7 protein-coding genes are annotated in these 7,556 nt (G+C 71.0%); all 7 read left to right on the top strand.

Annotation, left to right across the window (positions count from 1 at the left end):
• Window positions 1-366 precede the first annotated feature (366 nt).
• Entirely contained in the window at window positions 367-867 is a 501-nt protein-coding gene (locus tag QWJ41_RS20495) for a hypothetical protein (RefSeq protein ID WP_302710324.1), read from the top strand.
• Window positions 864-1,172 carry a hypothetical protein gene (locus tag QWJ41_RS20490; RefSeq protein WP_302710323.1) on the top strand — a complete coding sequence of 103 codons (309 nt, stop codon included), beginning with the start codon at window positions 864-866 and terminating at the stop codon, window positions 1,170-1,172. Before QWJ41_RS20495 ends, QWJ41_RS20490 begins: the two co-directional genes overlap by 4 nt.
• Window positions 1,169-2,932 carry an alpha/beta hydrolase gene (locus QWJ41_RS20485; RefSeq protein WP_302710322.1) on the top strand — a complete coding sequence of 588 codons (1,764 nt, stop codon included), beginning with the start codon at window positions 1,169-1,171 and terminating at the stop codon, window positions 2,930-2,932. Before QWJ41_RS20490 ends, QWJ41_RS20485 begins: the two co-directional genes overlap by 4 nt.
• Complete coding sequence (locus tag QWJ41_RS20480; protein ID WP_302710320.1) at window positions 2,929-3,456, top strand: hypothetical protein; 528 nt, start codon at window positions 2,929-2,931, stop codon at window positions 3,454-3,456. The genes QWJ41_RS20485 and QWJ41_RS20480 overlap by 4 nt, the downstream gene beginning before the upstream one ends.
• Before the next feature lie 1,030 nt (window positions 3,457-4,486).
• Entirely contained in the window at window positions 4,487-4,939 is a 453-nt protein-coding gene (locus QWJ41_RS20475; protein WP_302710319.1) for a hypothetical protein, read from the top strand.
• Window positions 4,940-5,203: 264 nt separating this feature from the next.
• Window positions 5,204-6,490 (top strand): O-acetylhomoserine aminocarboxypropyltransferase/cysteine synthase family protein, encoded by a 1,287-nt coding sequence (locus QWJ41_RS20470; protein ID WP_302710318.1) that lies wholly within the window; start codon window positions 5,204-5,206, stop codon window positions 6,488-6,490.
• Window positions 6,491-6,500: 10 nt separating this feature from the next.
• On the top strand, window positions 6,501-7,556 hold a 1,056-nt coding region (gene metX, locus QWJ41_RS20465), incomplete at its 3' end, for a homoserine O-acetyltransferase MetX (RefSeq protein ID WP_302710316.1).

Here is a 7,556-nt window from a genome sequence, read left to right as displayed (position 1 = left end):
GGAGCTCCCCGCCCCATGCTCGAAAGCAGGCTCAAGGCGCCAGAGACGCTCGGGGTCCGTCACGACCGACACCCTCCAAGCATCACCCCGACCACGCCACGCAGGAACCGTCACCGGCCCCAATCTTCCCGCGCCACGGCGCGGCCCGGGGTTGGCCGCTGGGTTGCTCGAAACCCCGCCGCTGGTTGAGCAGCGAGGGCCGAAGGCTCGAGCGTCGCCGAAACCCCGTGACCCCATGGCGTACGCCGCTCACTCACCGGGTCTCGGCAATCGCTCGTCGCTGGCGCTCCTCGCTGCTCGACCAACGACGTGCACGCGACTGCTCGGCGTTGTGTACGCACGTGGGGGAGTGGGTAGGTGGGGGCCGTGCCCGACGAGAGCAAGGCGGACCCGGCCGCCACCGACCCGTTCTGGGCGCCGGTACGCCGGCGGCACCCCGACGTCGACATCGTCCTGCTCCCGCCCGAGCGGGCCGCTGACGAGCCGACCGAGCAGCCATCCGACCAGGCACCTGACCAGCCACTTGCCGACCCCGAGCTCCTGAGCCGGCTGTGGGCGACCGCGGTCGGTGGTGACTGGCCCACCGAGACCGCGGAGCGCCGCACCCAGGGGCGCCTGGAGATCACCTGGACCCGTGAGGGCGGCGAGCCGGTCGCGCCCGACACCGCCCAGGCCGTCGTACGCCGCGCGGCCGAGGCGCTGCGCGAGGCCGGGTGGCACGTGCTCGCCCCCGCCGAGGGGCTGCCCCGCGTGCAGGCGGGTCGTCCCGACGGGCCGGACCGCGCCGAGCTGCTGCTGCTCGTGGTGCCCGAGACCGGGCGGGTCGTGCTGCGCCACCGCAGCGGGTCGGAGGCGGCCGAGCGATGAGCCACATGGGGCTGGAGTACAACGCGCTGCGCGCCGGCAGCGAGCGCTGGGCGAGCCTGGGCGAGCTGCTCGAGGAGACCGCCCGCGACCTCGGCGCCGCCCCCACCGGCGGGCTGGCCCCCGAGTGCCAGGGCGCGGCGCGGGCGTTCCTGAGCGCCTGGGAGGGCTACGCCGGCGAGAGCGCCGCCATCGTCGACGGCTTCTCCACCGCGCTGGAGGAGGTCGCGGCCCGCACCGCCGCCGCAGACAGCAGCACCCGCGGCGAGATGGAGGACCTCGACGGCCGCCTGGGGCCCGCCCGATGACCACCATCACCATCCCGGCCTCCGAGCCGGAGGTCCGCGAGCCCGAGGGCTCCCCGGCGGGTGCCGACCAGCTCGCGGAGCGCCTCTTCACCGCGGTCGGGCGCTACGACGAGGTCGCCACCGAGGCCGGCCACCTCCAGGCGCTGCAGGGCTGGTGGGGGGAGGCCTACGACGCCTACCGCGAGGCCGCCGGCCGTGCCGGCGACGAGCACGACGCGATGGCCACCACCCTGCGCCGGGTCGCGCGCGCGGTGGCGGCGTACGCCGACGACCTGCGCGCCCACCAGGCCACCGCCGACGACCTGCTGGCCCGCAAGCGCGACCTCGACGCCGACCGCAGCGGTCTGGTCGCCGACATCAACGCCATCACCGACGCCACCTTGCAGGACATCGAGGTCATGCGGGGTCGAGCAGCCGACCTGCGCCTGGCCTACCGCCGCCTCGTCGAGGACCACACCGACCTGCAGCGAGCGGTGCGGGAGAACGAGCAGCGGCTGCGCCAGGCGTTCGAGGCCGGCACCAGCCTGCGCGACGCCCTCTCGGCCACGGGCGGCGCGAGCGACACCGCCGTCGAGGCGATGGGCCGCGACGGCGCACCGGGCAGCGGCGCGAGCCCGAGCGAGGTGCAGCGCTGGTGGGCCGGGTTGAGCGAGGCCCAGCAGCAGGCCGCGCTGGCGGCGTACCCCAGCCTGCTCGGCCAGGCCGACGGCCTGCCCGCCGGCGTGCGCGACGAGGCCAACCGGCTGCTGCTCGACGACGACCTGGCCACCCTGGCCAGCCAGCGCGACGACGGCACCCTCAGCGCCGAGGAGGAGCGGCGTCTCGAGAACGCCGAGCAGACCCGCGACGCGCTGGCCGACGCCGACGAGTTCGAGGACCCGACCACCGGCGAGCAGCCGGGCGGGCGGCTGTGGCTCTACGACCCGGGCGCCTTCGACGGTGACGGCCGGGTCGCGGTGGCGGTCGGCGACCTCGACACCGCCGACGACGTCGCGGTGTCGGTGCCGGGCATCACCACCGAGGCCAGGGACGCCGTCACGGGCGTCAGCCACGCCATGAACCTCTACGAGGCGACGCGCTTCAACGGCGACGACTCGAGCGTGGCGACCATGTTCTGGCTGGGCTACGACACCCCCGAGGGCCCGATCGACCTCGACACCATCACCCGCGGGCGCGCCGAGGACGGCGGCGAGCGGCTCGCCGACGCCATCGACGGCCTGCGCGCCTCCCGTCCCGGCGATGACGCGCACCTGACCGTGATCGGTCACAGCTACGGCTCCACCACGACGTCGTACGCCGCCACCGACCACGACCTCGGCGCCGACGACGTCGCCCTGATCGGCAGCCCGGGCGCCGGCCCGGCCGACACGGCCGACGACTTCAGCCCGGGGGAGGGCCACGTGTGGGTGGGGCGCAACAGCCGCGACGCGGTGGCGTTCTTCGGCGACGAGGGCTGGCTGCACACCCCCGGTGGGCTGGGCATCGACCCGTCGTCGGAGGACTTCGACGCGAGCCGCTTCGAGGCCGAGTCGGTCGAGCGCAGCACCGTGCGCAGCCTGGCCGACCACAGCCGCTACTACGACCACGACTCCGAGTCGCTCTACAACCTCGGGCGCATCGTCGACGGCCAGCACGACGCGGTCAACGGCGCCGACCAGTCCTACGACCCGTGGTGGCGCTGGGCCGACGACCCCGAGGGCGAGCGCGAGCCCAGCGGCGACGTGCCCGGCCGCTCCGACACCACCCAGGACCAGCCATGAGACCCGTCCAGGCGCTCCTGGCCGCGCTCGCGCTGCTCGCCCTGCCCGGGTGCGGCGTCGACGACGAGGACGCGATGAGCGACCTCGACCAGCTCTCCGAGCAGCTGCTGGCCACCGGCGGCGAGGTCGTCGAGGCCCTCGAGGGCGCCGGGCTTGAGGTCGAGAGCGCCGCGGGTCAGGGGGACTACTGCCAGAGCGAGCCCGCGCCCGGCCTCACCTTCGTCGTCGGCGGCCGGGTCGCCGAGACGGCGCCGTACGCCGACCAGCTCGCTGTCGCGCTCGAGGCCGTGCAGGAGGAGGGCTGGGAGGTCGTCGACGAGGGCGAGTACGCCCGGGGCGACGAGCCGCCCATGCCGTACGCCCGCCTGACCCGCGACGACTTCCACCTCTCCCTCGACGACACGGTGCGCGAGGGCTCCGACGCCCTGGTCTTCTCCCTCGACCGAGACGACGACTGCATCCGCGTCTCCGACGGCAGCGTCCAGCTGCCGAAGGACCTCGAGGAGGTCCCATTGGTCGAGTAGCCCACCGTTGGTTGAGGAGGGACGAAGTCCCGTCTCGAAACCACCGTCGAGCACCACGCCGGGCCTTCGTTGGTCGAGCAGTGAGGAGCGCCAGCGACGATCGTTGCCGAGACCCAGCGAGCACCACGCCGGCCCCTCGTTGGTCGAGCAGTGAGGAGCGCCAGCGACGATCGTTGCCGAGACCCAGTGAGAATCACGCCTGCCGTACGCCGCGCGGTCACCGGGTCTCGACACGCTCGAGCCATCAGCCCTCGCTGCTCAGCCACCGGTGAGCACCGTGCCTGCCTACGCGGCTCGACCCTCGTTGATCGAGCGGCGAGGAGCGGGAGCGACGGTCGTCGCCGAGAACCGATGACCACCGCCTGCCGGAGGACACTCGGTCACCGGGTCCGGCCGAGCTCCTGACAACTTCCCTACCCTTCCCGCAATGCACGCCGAGGGGAGCTTTTGTGCGGTCTGTCCCACGGGTCGACAAGCAGGGATAGCGCAACCACGTGCCGGACCCACCTCGGACCAGCGGAGGAGAACGCGGGTCCGTCAGGTGTCGCACTGACGAGGTGCTCTAGGTCCGATTGCCGCCTACGAACGCCATGGCGCCATTCCGGTGCGAACGAGCCCCTCGGTCCTTTACCTTCGTCGCATGACCAGTAGAACCGTGGCCGCGTCCGGTCTCGCCTTAGTCCTGATCGGTGGCGCGGTTGGCACTGGATGGGCCGTCGACCGTCAGTCGAGGGCCGATCAGACGGACGAGCCAGCGATGGTCGAAGCGTGCATGAAGCGGTCCACCCGCGTACTCAAGGTTGCCAATTCGGACGGGTCCTGTCCGCGAGGATTCAAGTCCTTGAGTTGGAACGAGAAGGGCTATCCGGGCGAACAGGGTCTGCCTGGATCTGACGGTGCTGATGGCAGGACGGGGGCGGCAGGTCCCGCAGGCCCGCGAGGCGAGCTAGGGCCGACTGGCGCCGACGGCCCTCAGGGGGTGGCAGGTCCGGCGGGGCCAAGGGGCCCCAACGGCGGGACGGACGAGTACGTGAGCTGGACGTACCAGGTCGACCGGGTTGATCAAGATGCCGATGATTCCGGCCTCTATAGCGTTGTAAGTGACAGTGCCTCTATCGCAGGTCCAGCCGACGTGACATTTGTAGCGCTTTCTATCGCGCCGGTCGACCGAGCTTGGATCAGGGACAACTGCGATCAGGCTTACCTGTCCATTGGCATTGGTTCCAGTGACGCCATCTACTGGGAGTGGGAGTCTGGAAAACGCCCGAATGGCTACACCCCCCGCGGAGTTATTGACAGGGAAGGGAGCGGGAACATCGTCATCACGCAGGGGCGGCAGCAGTACTTTCGAGCCTATGTCCACTGCTCCGCGGTCACCGCGGACGGCAGCGGCTTTGTAGGGCGCGAGCTTCCCGAGATGAACATCCGCGGTGTGGCTGCCGTGGACTACCTAGACCCCAGCAGCGTTCGAGAGGTCAATTAGCACCCGAAGGTGCCCGCCGGCAGCGAACGACCTGAACGTCACGGATTCATGGGCCCGCCCCCCCGAGTCATCTTTCGTGTTGGACGAGGGGACGCTTCGAGGCGGGGCTAGTTGTGGTGCCTCGCCGCATAGCGAATCGACGTGACTACGGACAGCGGCCCGCCCACCACGCGGACACACCCACCCAGCCCCGAGACCCCTCCCTAGTCTCGAGAGGTCGCAGCAGCCGCTGAGTCGACATCAGCCACCCCAGCAGGAGCACCCATGACGCACCGCCCCGAGACCCTGGCCGTCCACGCCGGCCAGGAGGAGGCCGACCCGACGACCAACAGCCGGGCCGTGCCGATCTACCAGACGACGTCCTACGTCTTCAACGACACCGACCACGCCGCGAACCTCTTCGCGCTGGCCGAGCCGGGCAACATCTACACCCGCATCATGAACCCGACGCAGGACGTCTTCGAGCAGCGGATGACCCAGCTCGAGGGTGGCGTCGGCTCCCTGGCGACGGCGAGCGGCTCGGCGGCGACGACCTACGCCGTGCTGAACCTCTGCTACGCCGGTGACAACATCGTGGCGCTCTCGACGCTCTACGGCGGCACCTACGCGCTGTTCGCCCACACGCTGCCGCAGTTCGGGATCGAGGTGCGCTTCGTCGACCCGGAGAAGCCCGAGGAGCTGGCCAAGCACGTCGACGAGAAGACGAAGATGGTGTTCGGCGAGACCGTCGGCAACCCGCGCATCAACGTGATCGACCTGCCGGCCTGGGCCGACGCCGCGCACGCGCAGGGTCTGCCGTTCGTTGTCGACAACACCGCGCCGACGCCCTATCTGGTGCGCCCCTTCGAGCACGGCGTCGACGTCGTGGTGCACGCCGCGACGAAGTTCATCGGCGGTCACGGCACCTCGATCGGCGGCGTGATCGTCGACTCGGGCAACTTCGACTGGGCGGCGCACTCCGACCGGTTCCCGGGGCTGACCAAGCCCGACCCGGCCTACCACGGCGCGGTGTGGACCGATGCCGCCGGCCCGGCGGCCTACATCATCCGGGCCCGCACGGTGCTGCTGCGCAACACCGGCGCGGCGATCACCCCGATGAACTCGTGGATGTTCCTGCAGGGCCTCGAGACGCTGCACCTGCGCATGGAGCGGCACAGCTCCAACGCGCTCACGGTCGCGGAGTACCTCCAGGGCCACGACGAGGTGTCGTGGGTCAGCTACCCCGGTCTGCCCGACAGCCCCTACAAGGAGGTGGCCGACAAGATCCACACCGGCCACGGGTACGGCGGCCTGCTGAGCTTCGGCGTGAAGTCGGGCCGCGAGGGTGGCAAGAAGTTCATCGAGGCGCTCGAGCTCTTCAGCCACCTGGCCAACATCGGTGACGCGAAGTCGCTGGCGATCCACAACGCCACCACCACCCACAGCCAGCTCACGCCCGAGGAGCTTGTGGGCGCGGGCGTGCCGGAGGACATGGTGCGCCTCTCGATCGGCATCGAGAACGTCGAGGACCTCATCGCCGACCTCGAGCAGGCCCTCGCCGCGACCAAGTAGTCACAAACCTGTGAGCGGCCCTCTTCTCGACGCCGTGCCCCAGCGGGTCGTCCTCGCCACCGAGGACGACCCGCTGCGCCTGCGCGGCGGCAAGAGCCTCGAGCACGTCGAGGTGGTCTACGAGACCTACGGCGAGTTGTCGCCGGCGCGCGACAACGTGGTGTTCATCTGCCACGCGCTGACCGGTGACGCGCACGCGGCGGGCTACCGGCGCGGGGAGGACCCGCACACCGCGAAGCCGGGCTGGTGGGACCGGATGATCGGGCCGGGCAAGCCGGTCGACACCGACCGGTTCTTCGTCATCGCACCCAACATCCTGGGCGGCTGCTCGGGCACCACCGGGCCGATGAGCATCGACCCGGCGACGGGGGAGCCGCGCTACCTCGACTTCCCGCTGCTGCACGTCTCCGACCTGGTCGCCTGCCACCGCCGGCTGCTCGACCACCTGCAGGTCGAGACCCTGTACGCCGCCGTCGGCGGCTCGATGGGCGGCATGCAGGTGCTGCAGTGGGTGATCGAGGAGCCGCGGCGCATCGAGCGCGCGGTCGTGGTGGCGGCCTCGTCGCGGCTGAGTGCGGAGAACATCGCGTTCTCCTCGGTGGCGCGTCAGGCGATCATGGCCGACCCGGAGTTCCACGGCGGACGCTATGCCGAGCGCGGGGTGGTGCCGCGGCACGGGCAGAAGGTGGCCCGGATGATGGCCCACATCACCTACGTCTCGCCGGAGTCGCTGGAGACCCGCTTCGACCACCAGCGCGACTCCGCGGGTGACGACCAGTGGCGCCTGGAGCCCGACTTCGAGGTCGAGCACTACCTGCAGCACCAGGGCGAGACCTTCCTGGGTCGCTTCGACTCGCTGTCCTACCTCTACCTGACCCGGCTGATGGACTACTTCGACCCGTTCGCCGACGAACCCGTCGTCGAGCGTCTCGCCGGCTGCCCCACCCGCTTCCAGGTCACCTCCTTCTCCTCTGACTGGCGCTTCGACACCGCACAGTCGGTCCGCCTGACCGAGCAGCTGCAGAAGTGCGGCGTCGACGCCGACCACGCCGAGATCCACAGCCCC

The sequence above is a fragment of the Nocardioides cremeus genome (assembly GCF_030518195.1).
GTDB classification, from domain to species: domain Bacteria; phylum Actinomycetota; class Actinomycetes; order Propionibacteriales; family Nocardioidaceae; genus Nocardioides; species Nocardioides cremeus.
The sequence above is the reverse complement of the archived record's forward strand: the minus strand, read 5'-3'. Positions and strand labels throughout refer to the sequence as shown.

Bases quoted from the DNA above. Each gene is read 5' to 3' on its own strand.
- QWJ41_RS20485 (WP_302710322.1), top strand. From the start codon at position 1,169: ATGACCACCATCACCATCCCGGCCTCCGAGCCGGAGGTCCGCGAGCCC.
- QWJ41_RS20480 (WP_302710320.1), top strand. From the start codon at position 2,929: ATGAGACCCGTCCAGGCGCTCCTGGCCGCGCTCGCGCTGCTCGCCCTG.
- QWJ41_RS20470 (WP_302710318.1), top strand. From the start codon at position 5,204: ATGACGCACCGCCCCGAGACCCTGGCCGTCCACGCCGGCCAGGAGGAG.
- QWJ41_RS20490 (WP_302710323.1), top strand. From the start codon at position 864: ATGAGCCACATGGGGCTGGAGTACAACGCGCTGCGCGCCGGCAGCGAG.